This window comes from Serratia sp. BFP-2025 (assembly GCF_050880365.1).
GTDB classification, from domain to species: domain Bacteria; phylum Pseudomonadota; class Gammaproteobacteria; order Enterobacterales; family Enterobacteriaceae; genus Serratia; species Serratia surfactantfaciens.
On the sequence record NZ_JBPAFV010000005.1, the window covers coordinates 1 to 16,270 of the forward strand.

At 55.0% G+C, this 16,270-nt stretch carries 24 protein-coding genes; 6 read left to right on the forward strand and 18 right to left on the reverse strand.

Annotation, left to right across the window (positions count from 1 at the left end; translation table 11 throughout):
* Window positions 1–261 precede the first annotated feature (261 nt).
* Window positions 262–804, forward strand: coding sequence for a gamma carbonic anhydrase family protein (locus ACRAWE_RS22020; protein WP_004929699.1), 543 nt, complete (start codon window positions 262–264; stop codon window positions 802–804).
* 38 nt (window positions 805–842) lie between these two features.
* On the opposite strand, the gene aroE is transcribed toward ACRAWE_RS22020, so the two are convergent.
* From aroE to dprA, 5 genes are read right to left on the reverse strand one after another with little or no spacing between them, the layout of a single operon-like run.
* Window positions 843–1,661, reverse strand: a complete 819-nt coding sequence (gene aroE, locus ACRAWE_RS22025; RefSeq protein WP_432525891.1) for a shikimate dehydrogenase — start codon at window positions 1,659–1,661, stop codon at window positions 843–845.
* Window positions 1,662–1,672: 11 nt separating this feature from the next.
* Entirely contained in the window at window positions 1,673–2,242 is a 570-nt protein-coding gene (gene tsaC / locus ACRAWE_RS22030; RefSeq protein WP_432525892.1) for an L-threonylcarbamoyladenylate synthase type 1 TsaC, read from the reverse strand.
* A 7-nt stretch (window positions 2,243–2,249) separates the two neighbouring features.
* A complete protein-coding gene (locus ACRAWE_RS22035; RefSeq protein WP_019456195.1) occupies window positions 2,250–2,795 on the reverse strand; it encodes a DNA topoisomerase family protein in 546 nt (181 codons plus the stop codon).
* A 25-nt stretch (window positions 2,796–2,820) separates the two neighbouring features.
* Entirely contained in the window at window positions 2,821–3,294 is a 474-nt protein-coding gene (smg, locus tag ACRAWE_RS22040; protein WP_025160381.1) for a DUF494 family protein Smg, read from the reverse strand.
* Window positions 3,266–4,387: a DNA-protecting protein DprA gene (gene dprA / locus ACRAWE_RS22045; RefSeq protein ID WP_432525893.1), complete on the reverse strand. Its 1,122-nt coding sequence runs from the start codon at window positions 4,385–4,387 to the stop codon at window positions 3,266–3,268. The genes smg and dprA overlap by 29 nt, the downstream gene beginning before the upstream one ends.
* Before the next feature lie 133 nt (window positions 4,388–4,520).
* Here dprA and def point away from each other — a divergent pair, with 133 nt between their 5' ends.
* The 5 genes from def (at window position 4,521) to mscL (ending at window position 9,341) form a co-directional block, all read left to right on the forward strand.
* On the forward strand, window positions 4,521–5,030 hold the full coding sequence (gene def / locus ACRAWE_RS22050) for a peptide deformylase (RefSeq protein ID WP_015379260.1): 510 nt from the start codon (window positions 4,521–4,523) through the stop codon (window positions 5,028–5,030).
* Window positions 5,031–5,047: 17 nt separating this feature from the next.
* The gene (fmt, locus tag ACRAWE_RS22055; RefSeq protein ID WP_432525894.1) at window positions 5,048–5,992 is read left to right on the forward strand and encodes a methionyl-tRNA formyltransferase; all 945 of its coding nucleotides are present in this window, start codon (window positions 5,048–5,050) and stop codon (window positions 5,990–5,992) included.
* A 72-nt stretch (window positions 5,993–6,064) separates the two neighbouring features.
* Window positions 6,065–7,354 carry a 16S rRNA (cytosine(967)-C(5))-methyltransferase RsmB gene (gene rsmB / locus ACRAWE_RS22060; protein WP_063918413.1) on the forward strand — a complete coding sequence of 430 codons (1,290 nt, stop codon included), beginning with the start codon at window positions 6,065–6,067 and terminating at the stop codon, window positions 7,352–7,354.
* Between the two features lie 55 nt (window positions 7,355–7,409).
* A complete protein-coding gene (gene trkA, locus ACRAWE_RS22065; RefSeq protein WP_004929716.1) occupies window positions 7,410–8,786 on the forward strand; it encodes a Trk system potassium transporter TrkA in 1,377 nt (458 codons plus the stop codon).
* Between the two features lie 138 nt (window positions 8,787–8,924).
* The gene (gene mscL, locus ACRAWE_RS22070) at window positions 8,925–9,341 is read left to right on the forward strand and encodes a large-conductance mechanosensitive channel protein MscL (protein WP_015379263.1); all 417 of its coding nucleotides are present in this window, start codon (window positions 8,925–8,927) and stop codon (window positions 9,339–9,341) included.
* 57 nt (window positions 9,342–9,398) lie between these two features.
* On the opposite strand, the gene ACRAWE_RS22075 is transcribed toward mscL, so the two are convergent.
* From ACRAWE_RS22075 to rpsE, 13 genes are all read right to left on the reverse strand, one after another.
* Window positions 9,399–9,605 (reverse strand): alternative ribosome-rescue factor A, encoded by a 207-nt coding sequence (locus tag ACRAWE_RS22075; protein ID WP_004929720.1) that lies wholly within the window; start codon window positions 9,603–9,605, stop codon window positions 9,399–9,401.
* A gap of 75 nt (window positions 9,606–9,680) precedes the next feature.
* Window positions 9,681–10,112, reverse strand: coding sequence for a Zn(2+)-responsive transcriptional regulator (zntR, locus tag ACRAWE_RS22080; RefSeq protein WP_016930321.1), 432 nt, complete (start codon window positions 10,110–10,112; stop codon window positions 9,681–9,683).
* On the reverse strand, window positions 10,100–10,486 hold the full coding sequence (locus ACRAWE_RS22085; protein WP_432525895.1) for a DUF1992 domain-containing protein: 387 nt from the start codon (window positions 10,484–10,486) through the stop codon (window positions 10,100–10,102). The genes zntR and ACRAWE_RS22085 overlap by 13 nt, the downstream gene beginning before the upstream one ends.
* A 149-nt stretch (window positions 10,487–10,635) precedes the next feature.
* Window positions 10,636–11,025, reverse strand: a complete 390-nt coding sequence (gene rplQ / locus ACRAWE_RS22090) for a 50S ribosomal protein L17 (RefSeq protein WP_004929726.1) — start codon at window positions 11,023–11,025, stop codon at window positions 10,636–10,638.
* A gap of 40 nt (window positions 11,026–11,065) precedes the next feature.
* Window positions 11,066–12,055 carry a DNA-directed RNA polymerase subunit alpha gene (locus tag ACRAWE_RS22095; RefSeq protein ID WP_002919219.1) on the reverse strand — a complete coding sequence of 330 codons (990 nt, stop codon included), beginning with the start codon at window positions 12,053–12,055 and terminating at the stop codon, window positions 11,066–11,068.
* A gap of 25 nt (window positions 12,056–12,080) precedes the next feature.
* The gene (rpsD, locus tag ACRAWE_RS22100) at window positions 12,081–12,701 is read right to left on the reverse strand and encodes a 30S ribosomal protein S4 (protein WP_004929729.1); all 621 of its coding nucleotides are present in this window, start codon (window positions 12,699–12,701) and stop codon (window positions 12,081–12,083) included.
* Between the two features lie 30 nt (window positions 12,702–12,731).
* Window positions 12,732–13,121: a 30S ribosomal protein S11 gene (gene rpsK / locus ACRAWE_RS22105; protein WP_004929731.1), complete on the reverse strand. Its 390-nt coding sequence runs from the start codon at window positions 13,119–13,121 to the stop codon at window positions 12,732–12,734.
* Window positions 13,122–13,137: 16 nt separating this feature from the next.
* On the reverse strand, window positions 13,138–13,494 hold the full coding sequence (gene rpsM / locus ACRAWE_RS22110) for a 30S ribosomal protein S13 (protein WP_004929734.1): 357 nt from the start codon (window positions 13,492–13,494) through the stop codon (window positions 13,138–13,140).
* Between the two features lie 148 nt (window positions 13,495–13,642).
* Complete coding sequence (rpmJ, locus tag ACRAWE_RS22115; protein ID WP_002227352.1) at window positions 13,643–13,759, reverse strand: 50S ribosomal protein L36; 117 nt, start codon at window positions 13,757–13,759, stop codon at window positions 13,643–13,645.
* A gap of 33 nt (window positions 13,760–13,792) precedes the next feature.
* A complete protein-coding gene (gene secY / locus ACRAWE_RS22120) occupies window positions 13,793–15,124 on the reverse strand; it encodes a preprotein translocase subunit SecY (RefSeq protein WP_004929740.1) in 1,332 nt (443 codons plus the stop codon).
* A gap of 7 nt (window positions 15,125–15,131) precedes the next feature.
* Complete coding sequence (gene rplO / locus ACRAWE_RS22125) at window positions 15,132–15,566, reverse strand: 50S ribosomal protein L15 (protein WP_004929742.1); 435 nt, start codon at window positions 15,564–15,566, stop codon at window positions 15,132–15,134.
* A 3-nt stretch (window positions 15,567–15,569) separates the two neighbouring features.
* Window positions 15,570–15,749 carry a 50S ribosomal protein L30 gene (gene rpmD / locus ACRAWE_RS22130; protein ID WP_048232028.1) on the reverse strand — a complete coding sequence of 60 codons (180 nt, stop codon included), beginning with the start codon at window positions 15,747–15,749 and terminating at the stop codon, window positions 15,570–15,572.
* Between the two features lie 6 nt (window positions 15,750–15,755).
* Window positions 15,756–16,256, reverse strand: coding sequence for a 30S ribosomal protein S5 (rpsE, locus tag ACRAWE_RS22135; protein WP_004929747.1), 501 nt, complete (start codon window positions 16,254–16,256; stop codon window positions 15,756–15,758).
* Window positions 16,257–16,270 lie beyond the last annotated feature (14 nt).

Consider the following 16,270-nt stretch of genomic DNA (forward strand, 5'->3'; position numbering starts at 1 on the left):
GGATTTTTTCTCTTTCTTCCCGGCCGCTGTGTGAAGTGAATCACTTGCGCCGTGTCGATGGAGGCGCATTATAGGGATCCGAGTTTTTTGCACAACCCCTTTTTTGATCTTTTCTTTCTGTTTGCACACTTTTCAGCCCTTCCGGGTGGATCTTGTGCGATCAGGGCCATTTTCCGCAGGATCCGGCGCTGCCGTTGGTTGTAATTCCATCGCCAGAGTCTAGTATTGCCGGTAAATATGATCCCGACGTGAGGCAGCACTATGTCCGATGCAGTACGTTCTTATCTTCAATACACCCCCAAACTCGGTCAGCGCGTGCTGATCGATCCTTCCAGCGTCGTGATCGGCGACGTCGATCTGGCGGATGACGTCAGCATCTGGCCGCTGGTCGCTATCCGCGGCGACGTCAATGCGGTAAAGATCGGCGCACGCAGCAATATTCAGGATGGCAGCGTGCTGCATGTGACTCACCGCTCCGAACATAACCCCGATGGTTATCCCCTGTTAATTGGCGAAGACGTTACCGTGGGCCATAAAGCGATGCTGCACGGCTGCGCCATCGGCAACCGGGTGCTGGTCGGGATGGGATCGATCCTGTTGGACGGTGTAGTCGTAGAAGACGACGTAATGATTGGCGCCGGCAGTTTGGTGGCGCCGGGCAAGCGTCTGGCGAGCGGCTATCTTTATATGGGTAGCCCGGCACGCCAGGTTCGGCCGCTGACCGCCGCCGAGTTGGAGGGATTGCTTTATTCTTCTAACAACTATGTACGCTGGAAAGACGAATACCTGTCGGAAGATATCTGATGGGCGCCCCGTTCCCTATAAAGAGAACGGGGTAGGATTTATGCCGCCAGCTCGCTGCGCAGCTGGCGCAAGACCGGTTCTATCTCTGGCATCACGCCGTGCCACAGCAGGAAAGCATGCGCCGCCTGCCCCACCAGCATACCCAGCCCATCGGCGTATTCCGTTGCGCCCTGCAGCTGCGCCCAGGCCAGAAATGGCGTAATGCCTTGCTGATAGAACATGTCATAGCAACGGGTTTGCGCGTTCACCACGCCTGCAGGCAACGCCGGGATCTCCCCGCTGATGCCGGACGCCGTCGCATTGATCACCAGATCGAACGCTTGCTGATCCAGTTGATCCATCGGCGCCGCCGAGATCTCCCCCAGATGCCGGAAAGCGTCGGCCAATTCCTGGGCCCGGCTGAAGGTACGATTGGTGATGGTGAGTCGGCAGCCGAAAGACAGCAGCGGCAGGATCACGCCGCGTGCCGCACCGCCGGCGCCCACCAGCAGAATGCGATCCTGCGGCCGAATCAATTGCTGGCGCTGCAGATCGGTCAACAAACCGATGCCGTCGGTGTTGTCCCCCAGCAGTTCGCCATTCGGCAATACCTTCAGGGTGTTGACCGCGCCGGCCATCGCCGCGCGCTCACTCAGTTCAGAGGCGGCCGTGTAAGCACGCTCTTTGAAGGGCACCGTAACGTTCGCCCCCAGCCCTCCGGCACGGATAAACGCCCGCAGGCTGGTTTCAAAACCGTCCAACGGCGCCAACACCGCGCCATAAGGGTGCTCAATGCCGGTCTGAGCAGCAAACAGCGCATGAATTCGCGGCGACTTGCTGTGGCCAATAGGGTTGCCAAATACCGCAAACTTCTCCATGCCCATTACCTCTAGCCCTGACGGATCTGTTCGCCGGTCAGTGCATCTCTGATCTCGGAAGGATTAAGACGGCCGCCCACCTCACCGGCCAATACCGGGAAAGCGTCGCCGAATTGCCGCGTGACTTCATCCGCACTGCGGCACGGCTCCAGCCCGCTGAGATTGGCGCTGGTCGACACGAGCGGCTTGCCGTACTGCCGACACAGCTGCTGCACCAACGGATGATCGCTGACGCGCACCGCCAGCGAGCTGAAACGCCCGGTCAGCAAACGTGGCGTCTCCGGCCGAGCGGGCAACACCCAGGTTACCGGCCCTGGCCAGCTGGCAAACATCGTCGCGCGCTGCTGTTCGCTGAGCACACTGTCATCGATATATGGCTTAAGCTGTGCATAGTCGGCGGCGATCAGAATCAGCCCCTTTTCCCACGGCCGCTGTTTCAACGCCAGCAGCGCATTGACCGCCTGTTCGCTGTCGGGATCGCAACCCAGGCCGAATACCGCTTCGGTGGGATAGGCAATAACCTGCTGTTGATGCAAAGCATCGATGATAGATAAAAGGTTCGGGCTTAATTCTGAGTTCATGATGTGATTATTCTGTAGTCGCGACGGGTTTGCCGCACAGCTTGCTGGCACAGCACAGGACGGGGCCCTTTGCCGTGCGCTTTTCCATCAGCAACGGGTAATGGCAGTAGGCGCATTCACCGGCGACGGGTTTAACATTGAGGGCGAACTGGCATTCCGGGTAACGATCGCAGGAATGAAAAACCTTGCCGTAGCGCGACTTACGCTGCAACAGCTTGCCTTGCCCGCACTGCGGACAGGTAATGGCGGTTTCGTCAGGCTTGTCGATCACTTCAGTGTGGTCGCACTGCGGATAATCGCTGCAACCGATAAACATGCCGTAGCGCCCCTGGCGCAGCACCAACGTCGCCTGACACTTCGGGCACTGTTGCCCATCCAACACCTTAACGATATGCCCATCGGCCTGTGCTTTCAGCGGCCGAATATATTGGCATTCAGGGTACTGGGAACAACCGAGGAAGGGGCCGTGGCGACCGCTACGGATCACCAGCTCGGCCCCGCATTCCGGACAGGGTTCATTTTGCCTGGCGGCAAAAATCGCGTTTTTTGTCATAACGTCTTCTATGCGCGTTATCGGCTCAATGCAGATAACCTTCGTTCACTTCAAACAACAGTTCTTCCATTTGCTGATAGGCGCTTTCATATCCGGGGATATTAAACAGCACCATCAACACGACCCATTTCAGATCTTCGAGATCGAATTCCGCATTATCCAAAGCCATAACGCGGTCGATAACCATTTCACGGGTTTCGAGGTTCAATACCTGAATCTGTTCCAGGAACAGGAGAAAACCACGGCAGCCGGCGTCCAAACGCGCACCTTCCTCTTCGGTGTAAATCCGCATCGCCAGCGGATCGGCATCCATAAAGTAAGGGGCATTCTGACCTTCTTGCAGGTCAGCCAACTTCTCAAGCCAATTCAACGCGTTGTAGATATCATCCCGATGAAACCCCGCCTGAGCGAGATCATCAGTCAGTTGATCCTGATCGACGCGCATCTCTGGTTCATTGTGGATATAAGTTTCAAACAAGTACATGAGTACGTCGAACATGGCTTGCCCTCCTTATTCGGACATAGCCGCCGGGTACAGCTGCGATCCACCCTGCTAACTCCAGCTCGAGTAACTTGATTACCACCACTGGCACAGGTTGGCCGGCACGTTCAGCGACGACGTCAACAGGTGTCACCTCATCTCCTACGTTAGCCAACACATCGGCAAATGGCAATTCAACTTCAGCCTGTGACGCACAAATAGTTGTATTTTCGTTCAGCGGCAGCCATTGAAGACCGCTTTCCAGCAATTCGGCGATATCTTTCGGCCCGGTGACCAGATGCGCGCCCTGTTGGATGAGCCAATGCGTGCCCTCGCTCATCGGGTTCCCTAATGGCCCTGGCAGAGCGAACACCTCACGCCCCTGTTCCAACGCATAGCGAGCAGTTACCAGGGTACCGCTGCGCAGCGAGGCTTCTATAACCAGAACGCCCAGACTCAGCCCGCTGATAATACGATTGCGGCGCGGAAAATGGTCGGCCAGAGGCAAGTCGGTGACTAAATGATCTGAAACCACGGCGCCGCCTTGTTCGACTATCTGTTCCGCGAGCCGACTGTGCCGGCGCGGATAGATATTGGCCAGCCCGCTACCCAACACCGCGACAGTACAGCCGCCGGCCGCCAACGCCGCGCGATGGCAAATCCCGTCGATGCCAATCGCCAGACCGCTGGTGATGGCGAAACCGCAGCGCGCCAACTCAGCGGCGAAATGGTTCGCCCATCGCTCGCCGTAATGGCTGAACTGCCGACTGCCGACCATGGCGAGCTGCGGTTGCAACAGCGCCTGCGGATCGCCCTCGATCAGCAAAAACAGCGGCGCATCGTCGATCTGGGCCAGGCGATCGGGATAACCGAGCGCCCCATAGTTCACTATGCGGTGCGCCGGCTTTTCCAACCAATGCAAGGTAGCCGTAAGATAGCCGGGATCCGCCCGGTTGAACTGTGCCCGCTGCCGTTCGTTCAATCCCAGTTCACGCAGCGCGCGATTGGGTTCGCCCCCCATTTGCGATAACTGCTGCACGATCCGACTGGCCGTCGGGGTCTGTAGCCCCGTAACCCCCCGCATCCGTAAAGCGATCTCTTCCAGCCGCATCGTCTGTTCCCTCAGCAAAAACGGTGGTATTACCAATCTGAGCAATTGGTGCGCAATGCTGTCAATCAGGTCGGGAAATGTCTAGAATAGAGGTTAAACCTCGTTCATTACTCGGATACAGATCTAAAGATATATGTCAGTCTTGCAGGTATTACATTTCCCAGACGAGCGTCTGCGCAAAGTCGCAGCGCCGGTAAAAGAAGTCAATGCAGATATCCAGCGCATCGTGGATGATATGTTTGAAACCATGTACGCAGAGGAAGGCATTGGCCTGGCTGCGACTCAGGTGGATATCCATCAGCGCATTATCGTGATCGACGTCTCCGAGAATCGCGATCAGCGCCTGGTGCTGATCAACCCGGAGCTGCTGGAAAAAAGCGGCGAAACCGGCATCGAGGAAGGCTGTCTTTCCATTCCAGAGCAGCGTGCGTTAGTGCCGCGCGCCGCGCAGGTGAAGATCCGCGCGCTGGATCGCGAAGGCAAACCTTTCGAGCTGGAAGCGGACGATCTGCTGGCGATCTGCATCCAGCACGAGATGGATCACCTGATGGGCAAGCTGTTCGTCGATTACCTGTCGCCGCTCAAGCGCCAGCGCATTCGTCAGAAACTGGAAAAAATGGCCAAGCTTCAAGCCCGCGCCTAACCGATCAGGAAATCAACGTGTCTGATTCTTTACGGATTATTTTCGCCGGAACACCAGACTTTGCAGCGCGTCATCTTGACGCGCTGTTGTCATCTGAGCACCAGATTGTCGGCGTATTTACCCAGCCCGACCGCCCGGCAGGCCGCGGCAACAAGCTGACGCCAAGCCCGGTCAAAGCGCTGGCCGAACAACACCAACTGCCGGTATTCCAGCCCAAGTCATTACGCCCCGAAGAGAACCAGCGCCTGGTGGCCGATCTCAACGCCGATGTTATGGTGGTGGTCGCTTACGGGCTGATCCTGCCGCAAGCGGTGTTGGATATGCCGCGCCTGGGCTGCATCAACGTACACGGTTCGCTGCTGCCTCGCTGGCGCGGCGCGGCGCCGATCCAGCGTTCACTCTGGGCCGGCGACAGCGAAACCGGCGTGACCATCATGCAGATGGATGTCGGCCTCGATACCGGCGACATGATGCACAAGATCGCCTGCCCGATTGAGAGCAGCGACACCAGCGCCAGCCTCTACGACAAGCTGGCTCAGCTCGGCCCGCAGGGTCTGTTGACGACGCTGCGCCAAATGGCCGACGGCAGCGCCACCCGTGAGGTACAGGACGAATCGCTGGTCACCTACGCCGAGAAGCTGAGCAAAGAAGAAGCTCGCCTGGACTGGACCCTGTCCGCCGCCCAGTTGGAGCGCTGCATCCGCGCCTTCAACCCTTGGCCTGTCAGCTACTTCATCATCGACGAGCAACCGGTGAAAGTGTGGCAGGCCAGCGTGCTGGCGGAAAGCGCCAATGCAGATCCGGGCACCGTTATCCATGCCGACAAGCACGGCATTCAGGTGGCGACCGCCGACGGCATCCTCAATCTGATCCAGCTGCAGCCCGCCGGTAAGAAACCGATGTCGGCGCAGGACCTGTTAAATTCACGTCGTGAATGGTTTACCCCGGGCAACCGGCTGTAAGCCACCCCACTGCCCGGCCGTTCATCGCCGGGCCGTTATTTTCTTAATGCCGATCGTTATCAGCTTTAGCCTATGAAAAATAATTACAATCTCCGCAGCATCGCTGCCAAAGCCATCGGCCAGGTGCTGGACCAAGGGCAGTCGCTCAGCACTGTCCTGCCGGCGCTGCAAACCTCCATCAGCGACAAAGATCGCGGGTTGCTGCAGGAACTGTGCTTCGGGACGTTACGCGTGCTGCCGCAGCTCGAATGGTGCATTCAACAATTGATGGCCAAACCGCTGACCGGCAAGCAGCGCACGCTGCACTATTTGTTGATGGTCGGCTTGTACCAGCTGCTGTATACCCGCATCCCGGCGCACGCCGTGCTGGCGGAAACCGTGGAAGGTGCGGTAGCGCTGAAACGCCCGCAGTTAAAAGGCCTGATTAACGGCGTTTTGCGCCAATTTCAACGCCAGCAGGAAGAGCTGCTGCAACGCGCCGCCAATAATGACAGCCGCTATCTGCATCCCAGCTGGTTACTAAAACGCATTCAACAGGCTTATCCCGCCAACTGGGAACAGATCGTCGACGCGAATAACCAGAAGCCGCCGATGTGGCTACGCGTCAACCGCCTGCACCACACCCGCGAAGCTTATCTGCAGCTGCTGACCGACGCCGGCATCGCCGCAGAGCCTCATGCAGACTATGCAGACGCGGTGCGTTTGCTGGCGCCTTGCGCCGTGACCGATCTGCCTGGGTTCACCGAAGGCTGGGTCACCGTACAAGATGCCTCGGCCCAGGGCTGTGTCGATCTGTTGGATCCGCAAGACGGCGAGCAGATCCTCGATTTGTGCGCCGCACCTGGCGGTAAAACCACGCATATCCTGGAAGCGGCGCCGAAAGCGCACGTGATGGCCGTCGATATCGACGAGCAACGTCTGGCGCGGGTGAAAGAAAACCTGCAACGCCTGCGTTTGCACGCGGAGGTTAAACTGGGTGATGGCCGCACTCCGCAACAATGGTGCGGCGACAAGCAGTTCGACCGTATCCTTCTGGACGCACCTTGCTCCGCCACCGGCGTGATCCGCCGTCACCCCGATATCAAATGGCTGCGCCGCGATCGCGACATCGCCGAGCTCGCCGCACTGCAGGCCGAAATCCTGGAAGCCGTCTGGCCGCATCTGAAATCAGGTGGCGTGATGGTTTACGCAACCTGCTCTATCCTGCCGGATGAAAACAGCAGCCAGATTGCCGCGTTCTTGCAGCGCCACGCCGATGCCAAGCTGGTTGAAACCGGCGATGCACAGCGGCCAGGGCGACAGAATATCCCGCATCCCGAGGATGGCGATGGCTTCTTTTACGCTAAGCTGATTAAAATGTAATTCTTCAGGGCGTACGTGCGCGCCCTAAGTCTTTCAGTGTGAAGCAGAGAACACGATGAAAATAATTATTCTTGGTGCCGGTCAGGTTGGCGGGACGCTGGCGGAAAACCTGGTGGGTGAAAACAACGATATCACCGTCGTCGATACCGATTCCGGCCGCTTGCGCCAACTACAGGATAAATTCGATTTGCGGGTGGTTCAGGGACATGGTTCCCACCCTCGGGTGCTGCGCGAAGCCGGCGCAGAAGACGCCGACATGCTGGTCGCGGTCACCAACTCCGACGAAACCAACATGATCGCCTGCCAGATCGCCTATTCTCTGTTTAATACCCCTAACCGCATCGCCCGCATCCGCGCGCCGGAATATATCCGCGAGTCGGAGAAACTGTTCCTGCCGGAAGCGGTGCCGATCGACCATCTGATTTCGCCGGAGCAGCTGGTCATCGACTATATCTACAAGCTGATCGAATACCCTGGCGCCCTGCAGGTGGTCAACTTCGCCGAAGGCAAGGTCAGCATCGCCGCGGTTAAAGCCTATTACGGCGGCCCGCTGGTCGGCAATGCGCTCTCTTCGATGCGCGAACACATGCCGCATATCGATACCCGCGTCGCCGCCATATTCCGCCAGGATCGTCCGATCCGACCGCAGGGCTCGACCATTATCGAAGCCGGCGATGAAGTGTTCTTCGTCGCCGCCTCACAGCACATCCGCGCGGTGATGAGCGAACTGCAACGGCTGGAAAAACCCTATAAGCGCATCATGATCGTCGGCGGCGGCAACGTCGGCGCCGGCCTGGCCGCCAAGCTGGAAAAAGACTACAACGTCAAACTGATCGAGCGCAATCAGCAACGCGCCGCCGAACTGGCCGAACAGCTGCACGATACCATCGTGTTCTACGGCGATGCTTCGGATCAGGAACTGCTGGCCGAAGAGCACGTCGAGCAGGTGGACGTCTTCATCGCCATCACTAACGACGATGAGGCCAACATCATGTCGGCCATGCTGGCCAAGCGCATGGGCGCCAAGAAGGTGATGGTATTGATCCAGCGCCGTGCCTATGTCGATCTGGTGCAAGGCAGCGTGATCGATATCGCCATTTCTCCCCAGCAGGCAACCATCTCCGCCCTGCTGGGACACGTGCGCAAAGCGGATATCGTCAGCGTTTCGTCGCTGCGCCGCGGCGTAGCTGAAGCGATCGAAGCGATTGCCCACGGAGACGAAAGCACCTCCAAAGTGGTCGGCCGCATCGTCGAAGACATCAAGCTGCCGCCGGGTACCACCATCGGCGCTATCGTGCGAGGCGACGACGTGATCATCGCCAACGGCAACAGCAAAATCGAACAGGGTGATCACGTCATCATGTTTATTACCGACAAGAAATTCGTGCCGGACGTTGAACGCTTGTTCCAACCGAGCCCGTTCTTCTTGTAGAACGAATTTATTAGGCGATGGTCTATAATTGCGTAGTTGTTCTCTGCCTGGGGGAGGAGATAAAACTTCTCGCCATTTGTGGCAAAGGGAAATTGCTTTGTTAAACTTGAGTTATTAATTCTGCAAGGGGTGCGTTCTATGAGTATGTTGAAAGAGTTTCGCGAATTTGCCATGCGCGGCAACGTGGTCGATCTGGCCGTCGGTGTGATTATCGGTGCTGCATTCGGCAAGATTGTTTCGTCCTTCGTGGCCGATATCATCATGCCACCGCTGGGCTTACTGATTGGCGGCGTCGATTTTAAACAGTTCCATCTGGTGTTACGTGAAGCTCAGGGCGCCGTACCGGCGGTGGTAATGAACTATGGTTCATTCATCCAGACCGTATTTGACTTTGTGATTGTCGCCTTTGCTATCTTCCTGGCGATTAAACTGATGAACAAGATGCGCCGCAAGCAGGAAGAAGCGCCGGCAGCGCCGCCAGAACCAACCGCAGAAGAGAAACTGCTGACGGAAATCCGTGATTTGCTGAGCCAGCAACAGCAGCCAAAGCTGTAAAACAGCATTAGGTTACGCCAATAAAAAGCCACCTTCATCGGTGGCTTTTTTAATGCCTTAAAACCAGAAGGCCAGTGGTAAATTATCGTTTGATAGTTTGCCACTGGCCTCCCAGTTACCGCCTTTGTTGTGTTTTTCTTTACGCCGATAGCTGCCTTTGCCTTTCACATTCTTTTCCACTCGTTGGCGGAATAGCGGGTCATGCAGCAGCGCCTCAATGGCGTTATCTTGAATCTGGCCTTTAGTGTGACGATATTTCGTCATGGTAATGCTCCTGTAAAAGGTAGGGTAATAAAACGAGCCGATAATACTGCCGGCAATATAAAAATTAAAGTGCCGTCAGCAACCTTTTTTGCCTTTATCATCGCTGGCGCCCTGCTCCAGGGCTTCCAGAATAGAACAATAGTTGCTGGTATGGGCGGTGCCGCAGCAGGCGTCACTCAAGCGTTTCAACGATTCGCGCATGCGGGTCAGCTCCGCCAACTTGCTTTCAACTTCGCTCAGGCGAGCATCGACGATCGACTTCGATTCCTGGCAGGTATGGTGTTCAGGATCAACCCGGATCGACAGCAGTTCGGCGATCGTTTCCAGAGTAAAGCCCAACTGTTTGGCATAGCGAATAAAACGCAGCCGCTGCAGGTCCTGCTCCGTATACAGGCGATAACCGCCTTCGGTGCGGACATTGTGATCCATCATGCCCTGCTTTTCATAGTAACGCACGGTATCCGGCGTCACTTCGGCGAGCTTGGCCAACTGACCTATCTTGAACATGACTTCTCCTCTCGGGTGAATTTGCCGTCCAGCGCGTGCTGATATTCGCCATGCAAGAAATCCGTGCTCATCCCAGCCTGGCACAATCGATGTTCCAGCAGTGCCATGCGCTTGCTGAGATCGACATAGTCCGGATGTTCGCTATTAATCTCTTGCAGTAAGCGAGCAACGGTTAATGCCTCTTTGCGATCTTCCAGCGCCGGCGGTAGGTAACCGGCATTTTTCAGCAAACGGTAACCGGCGCGTAGCTCGGGCGGCACCGCACTGTCATCTTCCAGCGCCAGCGGCTGCCCCTGACCGGGCAGGTTGTCGAACTCGCCTTTATCCTGGGCATCAAGGATATGACGTTCCGCCCATTGATCGAGCAATCCCATGACAGACAGCCTCAGTTAGCCTAATGAATAAGCCTTAGCATAGCGGATAGGGGCGGGGATCTTAAGCACAGCAGGGGGAATTGCGCACATTTGGCTGGATTTGGACGTAAAAAAACCGGGCAAGCCCGGTTTTTTTACGCGTCTACAGATTACTCTGCAGTTGCCACTTCTGCTTGAGACTCAGCACGATCAACCAGCTCGATGTATGCCATCGGCGCGTTGTCGCCTGCGCGGAAGCCACACTTCAGAATGCGAGTGTAACCACCGGCACGGCTCGCGAAACGCGGGCCCAGCTCGTTAAACAGTTTTGCCACGATCTCGTTATCACGAGTACGGGCGAATGCCAGACGACGATTAGCTACGCTGTCGGTCTTGGCAAGAGTAATCAGCGGCTCAACAACGCGACGCAGCTCTTTTGCTTTTGGCAGGGTCGTCTTGATGATCTCATGACGAACCAAAGAGCCGGCCATGTTACGGAACATAGCCTGGCGATGGCTGCTGTTACGGTTCAGTTGACGACCACTCTTACGATGGCGCATGACCTTATCCTTCTCAGTAAAACCTTAACCTGTGATCCGGTTACTCGTCAGCAATGCTTGCCGGCGGCCAGTTTTCCAGGCGCATGCCCAGAGACAGACCACGTGAGGCCAGCACGTCTTTAATCTCGGTAAGAGATTTTTTACCCAGGTTTGGCGTTTTCAGCAACTCAACCTCGGTACGCTGTACCAGATCACCGATGTAGTGGATAGCTTCTGCCTTGAGGCAGTTAGCAGAGCGGACAGTCAATTCCAGATCGTCAACAGGGCGCAGCAAGATCGGATCGAACTCTGGTTTCTCTTCTTTAACTTCCGGCTGACGTACATCACGCAGGTCAACGAAAGCTTCAAGTTGTTCAGCCAGAATGGTGGCCGCACGGCGGATCGCCTCTTCAGGATCGATCGTGCCATTGGTCTCCATCTCGATGACCAGCTTATCCAAGTCAGTACGCTGTTCTACACGCGCAGCTTCAACATTGTAGGCGATACGCTCTACAGGGCTGTAGCAGGCGTCAACCAACAGACGACCGATTGGGCGCTCATCTTCTTCCGAATGAATTCGGGCAGAAGCCGGCACATAACCGCGACCGCGCTGAACTTTGATACGCATGCTGATAGCCGCGTTCTCATCAGTCAGGTGGCAAATCACGTGCTGAGGCTTGACGATTTCGACATCACCATCATGGGTGATGTCGGCAGCGGTCACAGGGCCAATGCCAGATTTATTCAGGGTAAGAATAACTTCGTCTTTGCCTTGAACTCTCACCGCCAGCCCTTTCAGGTTGAGCAGGATCTCCAGGATATCTTCCTGTACGCCTTCTTTGGTGCTGTACTCATGCAGTACACCATCAATCTCAACCTCGGTCACCGCGCAACCCGGCATAGATGAAAGCAGAATACGGCGCAGTGCGTTGCCAAGAGTATGGCCAAAGCCACGCTCTAAAGGCTCAAGGGTCACCTTGGCGTGCGTCGAACTGACTTGCTCGATATCTACCAGGCGCGGTTTTAGAAACTCTGTCACAGAACCCTGCATTGTGTCCTCTCTTTGGTACTAAGCTTTACTTGGAGTAAAGCTCGACGATCAGGTGTTCGTTAATGTCCGCAGACAGATCGGTACGTTCAGGCATACGCTTGAACACGCCTTCCATCTTAGCAGCATCAACTTCCAGCCAAGTCGGCTTTTCACGCTGCTCAGCCAGCTCCAGAGAAGCTTTAACACGAGACTGCTTTTTAGCTTTCTCGCGGATGCTGACTACGTCATTCGGAGATACCTGATAAGAAGCGATGTTAACAACGCGACCGTTTACCATAACTGCTTTGTGGCTAACCAGCTGACGTGACTCTGCACGAGTAGCGCCGAAGCCCATACGGTAAACAACGTTGTCCAGACGACCTTCCAGCAGCTGCAACAGGTTTTCACCGGTGTTGCCCTTCAGGCGGGTTGCTTCTTTGTAATAGTTGCGGAATTGACGCTCCAGAATGCCGTACATACGACGAACTTTCTGCTTCTCACGCAACTGAACACCGTAATCAGACAGACGCGGTTTACGCGCACCGTGCTGACCAGGTGCTTGTTCAATTTTACACTTGGAATCGATCGCGCGAACGCCAGACTTAAGGAACAGGTCTGTGCCCTCACGACGGCTCAGCTTGAGCTTAGGACCCAAATATCTTGCCATTTTCTTTCTCCAACAATCCTAAAAGCTGCGTTACACGCGGCGCTTTTTCGGCGGACGACAACCGTTATGAGGGATCGGAGTCACATCAGTAATGTTAGTGATGCGGAAACCAGCCGCGTTCAGAGCGCGGATAGTAGACTCACGACCAGGACCAGGTCCTTTAACCATAACTTCCAGGTTCTTGATACCGTATTCTTTCACTGCGTCAGCACAACGTTCTGCGGCAACCTGTGCTGCGAACGGAGTGGACTTACGAGAACCACGGAAACCGGAACCACCGGCTGTTGCCCAACCCAAAGCATTACCCTGACGATCAGTGATGGTAACGATGGTGTTGTTGAAAGAAGCATGGATATGAGCCACGCCGTCAGAGACTTGCTTTCTTACACGCTTACGTGTACGAACAGGTGCCTTTGCCATTATTCAATAACCCCGATTATTTCTTGATCGGCTTGCGCGGACCCTTACGGGTACGAGCGTTGGTCTTGGTGCGCTGACCGCGTACCGGCAGACCACGACGATGACGCAAACCACGATAGCAACCAAGGTCCATAAGACGCTTGATGCTCAGGGTAATTTCACGACGCAAATCACCCTCAACGGTGTATTTGGCAACTGCATCACGAAGCTTTTCGATTTGCTCTTCAGACAGCTCACTGATCTTAACATTTTCAGCAATACCCGTAGATGCACAGATAGCCTGTGAACGGGTTTTACCGATACCGAAGATCGACGTTAAGGCGATAACGGTATGTTTATGATCAGGAATGTTAATGCCTGCTATACGGGCCACTATGCACTCCTACTATTTTATACAGCAACACCATTCTGAAAAGCCCGTTTTCAGGATACTCAAATAATGTTGCAGTGCGACATACAAAAGATTGGCTGGCTAATCTAGCCAGCTCAACCCAACTTTGCAAGAAAAATATGCGAGATAATCAGCCTTGACGCTGTTTATGCTTCGGCTCGGCGCTGCAAATCACACGAACGACACCGTTACGCTTAACGATTTTGCAGTTACGACATAATTTCTTGACGGAAGCACGAACTTTCATTTTTACTCTCCGTAACTTCTCAAACGAATCTGACTAGCGGTTATAGCCTTTCAGATTTGCTTTCTTCAATGCAGACTCGTACTGACTTGACATCATCAGAGTTTGCACTTGAGCCATAAAGTCCATGATGACGACAACCACGATCAGTAGCGAGGTACCACCAAAGTAGAATGGTACTTTCATTGCATCACGCATGAACTCCGGGATCAGGCAGATGAAAGTAATGTACATCGCGCCCACCAGGGTTAAACGCGTCATTACTTTATCGATATACTTCGCCGTTTGCTCTCCCGGACGAATTCCTGGTACGAAGGCACCGGACTTCTTCAGGTTATCTGCTGTCTCACGCGGGTTGAAAACCAACGCCGTGTAGAAGAAACAGAAGAAGATGATTGCAGACGCATAGAGTAACACATAAAGCGGTTGCCCTGGCTGCAAATACAGCGAAATCGTAGTCAGCCAGTTCCAACCGGTACCGCCCCCGAACCATGATGCAATCGTGGCCGGGAACAGAATAATGCTGGAAGCGAAAATCGCCGGGATAACACCCGCCATGTTCACTTTCAACGGTAAGTGTGTACTCTGTGCTGCATAAACACGACGACCTTGTTGACGCTTCGCATAGTTAACGACGATACGACGTTGACCACGCTCGATGAAAACAACGAAGAAGGTTACTGCAAACACCAATACTGCAACCAACAGCAGCAGGAGGAAGTGCAGGTCGCCTTGCCGCGCTTGCTCAATAGTATGGGCCACTGCCGGCGGGAGCCCCGCTACAATACCCGCGAAGATAATGATCGAGATACCGTTGCCGATACCGCGCTCAGTAATCTGCTCACCCAGCCACATCAGGAACATTGTCCCAGTTACCAGGCTCACAACCGCAGTAAAGTAGAATGCAAAGCCTGGGTTTAACACCAGGCCCTGCATACCAGGCATATTCGGCAGACCGGTAGCAATACCGATCGACTGGAATATGGCCAATACCAGCGTACCGTAACGGGTGTACTGGCTAATCTTGCGACGGCCAGCCTCCCCTTCTTTCTTGATTTCCGCCAACGCTGGATGAACCACCGTCAGCAGCTGGATAATGATCGACGCCGAGATATACGGCATGATCCCCAGAGCAAAGATAGAAGCACGGCTGAGGGCACCACCAGAGAACATGTTAAACATTTCAATGATAGTGCCTCTCTGCTGCTCAAGCAATTTGGCAAGCACAGTGGCATCGATACCAGGAATCGGAATGAAAGAGCCGATGCGGAAGACAATCAGCGCGCCGATGACAAACAAAAGTCTGCGCTTCAGCTCGCCGAGCCCGCCTTTAGCACTTTGAAAATCTAATCCTGGTTGCTTAGCCATCTGCTACTTATTCCTCAATTTTACCGCCAGCAGCCTCGATAGCAGCACGAGCGCCTTTGGTGACACGCAGACCACGCAGGGTTACCGGACGAGCGACTTCGCCAGAAAGTACAACTTTCGCGAATTCGATCTGGACACCAACTACGTTAGCGGCTTTCAGCGCGTTCAGGTCGATAACATCGCCTTCAACCAGAGCCAGTTCAGACAGACGAACTTCTGCCGTGATCATCGCTTTGCGTGAAGTGAAGCCGAATTTCGGCAGACGACGGTACAGAGGCATCTGACCACCTTCGAAACCACGACGTACGCCACCGCCAGAACGAGACTTCTGACCTTTGTGACCACGGCCGCCGGTTTTACCCAGGCCAGAACCAATACCACGACCTACACGCTTAGGCGCATGCTTGGCACCTTCAGCCGGAGACAGAGTATTTAAACGCATCTGTTACTCCTCAACTTTAACCATGTAGGAAACCAGGTTGACCATACCGCGAACAGCAGGAGTATCCTCGCGCTCTACGGTGTGACCAATACGACGCAGACCCAGACCGAGCAGAGTAGCTTTATGCTTCGGCAGACGGCCAATTGAGCTGCGAGTTTGTGTAACTTTAATAGTCTTAGCCATGGTCAATTACCCCAGAATGTCGGCAACGGATTTACCACGCTTAGCAGCGACCATTTCAGGAGACTTCATATTCGCCAGAGCGTCGATAGTTGCACGAACCACGTTGATCGGGTTGGTGGAACCATAAGCTTTAGCCAATACGTTGTGCACCCCAGCAACTTCGAGAACGGCGCGCATTGCACCACCCGCGATGATACCGGTACCTTCATGAGCAGGCTGCATGAACACGCGAGAACCCGTGTGAGCGCCCTTAACAGGGTGCTGCAGGGTGCCGCTGTTCAGCGCGACGTTCATCATGTTGCGACGGGCTTTTTCCATCGCTTTCTGGATCGCTGCTGGAACTTCGCGTGCTTTGCCGTAGCCAAAACCAACGCGACCGTTACCATCACCAACTACAGTCAGTGCGGTAAAGCTGAAAATACGGCCACCTTTTACGGTTTTAGATACGCGGTTTACCGCGATCAGCTTTTCCTGCAGTTCGCCAGCTTGTTTTTCGATGTGAGCCATCTTAAACCTCTTCC

Coding starts and splice junctions, on each gene's coding strand:
- ACRAWE_RS22020 (WP_004929699.1), top strand. CDS start 262: ATGTCCGATGCAGTACGTTCTTATCTTCAATACACCCCCAAACTCGGT.
- smg (WP_025160381.1), bottom strand. CDS start 3,294: ATGTTCGACGTACTCATGTACTTGTTTGAAACTTATATCCACAATGAA.
- rpsE (WP_004929747.1), bottom strand. CDS start 16,256: ATGGCTCACATCGAAAAACAAGCTGGCGAACTGCAGGAAAAGCTGATC.
- trkA (WP_004929716.1), top strand. CDS start 7,410: ATGAAAATAATTATTCTTGGTGCCGGTCAGGTTGGCGGGACGCTGGCG.
- secY (WP_004929740.1), bottom strand. CDS start 15,124: ATGGCTAAGCAACCAGGATTAGATTTTCAAAGTGCTAAAGGCGGGCTC.
- rplO (WP_004929742.1), bottom strand. CDS start 15,566: ATGCGTTTAAATACTCTGTCTCCGGCTGAAGGTGCCAAGCATGCGCCT.
- def (WP_015379260.1), top strand. CDS start 4,521: ATGTCAGTCTTGCAGGTATTACATTTCCCAGACGAGCGTCTGCGCAAA.
- aroE (WP_432525891.1), bottom strand. CDS start 1,661: ATGGAGAAGTTTGCGGTATTTGGCAACCCTATTGGCCACAGCAAGTCG.
- mscL (WP_015379263.1), top strand. CDS start 8,925: ATGAGTATGTTGAAAGAGTTTCGCGAATTTGCCATGCGCGGCAACGTG.
- dprA (WP_432525893.1), bottom strand. CDS start 4,387: ATGCGGCTGGAAGAGATCGCTTTACGGATGCGGGGGGTTACGGGGCTA.
- tsaC (WP_432525892.1), bottom strand. CDS start 2,242: ATGAACTCAGAATTAAGCCCGAACCTTTTATCTATCATCGATGCTTTG.
- ACRAWE_RS22035 (WP_019456195.1), bottom strand. CDS start 2,795: ATGACAAAAAACGCGATTTTTGCCGCCAGGCAAAATGAACCCTGTCCG.
- rpsD (WP_004929729.1), bottom strand. CDS start 12,701: ATGGCAAGATATTTGGGTCCTAAGCTCAAGCTGAGCCGTCGTGAGGGC.
- rpmJ (WP_002227352.1), bottom strand. CDS start 13,759: ATGAAAGTTCGTGCTTCCGTCAAGAAATTATGTCGTAACTGCAAAATC.
- rpsK (WP_004929731.1), bottom strand. CDS start 13,121: ATGGCAAAGGCACCTGTTCGTACACGTAAGCGTGTAAGAAAGCAAGTC.
- ACRAWE_RS22075 (WP_004929720.1), bottom strand. CDS start 9,605: ATGACGAAATATCGTCACACTAAAGGCCAGATTCAAGATAACGCCATT.
- rsmB (WP_063918413.1), top strand. CDS start 6,065: ATGAAAAATAATTACAATCTCCGCAGCATCGCTGCCAAAGCCATCGGC.
- zntR (WP_016930321.1), bottom strand. CDS start 10,112: ATGTTCAAGATAGGTCAGTTGGCCAAGCTCGCCGAAGTGACGCCGGAT.
- ACRAWE_RS22095 (WP_002919219.1), bottom strand. CDS start 12,055: ATGCAGGGTTCTGTGACAGAGTTTCTAAAACCGCGCCTGGTAGATATC.
- rpmD (WP_048232028.1), bottom strand. CDS start 15,749: ATGGCTAAGACTATTAAAGTTACACAAACTCGCAGCTCAATTGGCCGT.
- ACRAWE_RS22085 (WP_432525895.1), bottom strand. CDS start 10,486: ATGGGATTGCTCGATCAATGGGCGGAACGTCATATCCTTGATGCCCAG.
- rplQ (WP_004929726.1), bottom strand. CDS start 11,025: ATGCGCCATCGTAAGAGTGGTCGTCAACTGAACCGTAACAGCAGCCAT.